Consider the following 517-nt stretch of genomic DNA (forward strand, 5'->3'; position numbering starts at 1 on the left):
GCCTTGTAATCGGCGTAGTTGACGATATCCTCGGTACTTAACGTGCGCGTCGTCAAGCTATTCGCTCCGTCACGCACCGCCTGCTGCGTGCTGACGATCGCCGCGCCTTTCAAGCTCGTGTGACCCTTGACGTCAATCTGGAAACCGCCGTCGCCCGCTTGGATGCCACTGCGCTCGGTCACGCTCGCCCAGTCGCTTGCAATCTTTTGCTGGCTGAAGCTAACGCTACCCGACACACCCAAACCCGCCGTCACGCTGCCGCCGAGCGATATATCCCGGCTGCGCTCGCTACTGCGCTCTTGCAGGCTTTCGATGTTCAGGTCCCCGCCCACTTTGCCGATTACTTGCCGGCCATTGAGCACCGCTCCCTTAAGCGTAGTGTCGCCGCCCGACTCCAGCACCAGTCGGTTACCCGCACTCACGTGAGTGGATGTCCAGTTCACGTCAGTGCCTTCGCCCCGGCCGCGTGCGCCACTGACGCTCGCCGTCACACCGGCTGCCTTACCTTGGGAGCTTA

General features: G+C 62.1%; 1 protein-coding gene. It reads right to left on the reverse strand.

Features of this window, described 5'->3' with window-relative positions:
• Positions 1-491 (reverse strand): hemagglutinin repeat-containing protein (locus KPG66_RS07800; protein WP_336886351.1); only part of this gene is annotated, 491 nt, incomplete at its 3' end.
• Positions 492-517: the final 26 nt, after the last annotated feature.

The sequence above is a fragment of the Mycetohabitans sp. B2 genome (assembly GCF_021733735.1).
Lineage (GTDB): Bacteria > Pseudomonadota > Gammaproteobacteria > Burkholderiales > Burkholderiaceae > Mycetohabitans > Mycetohabitans rhizoxinica.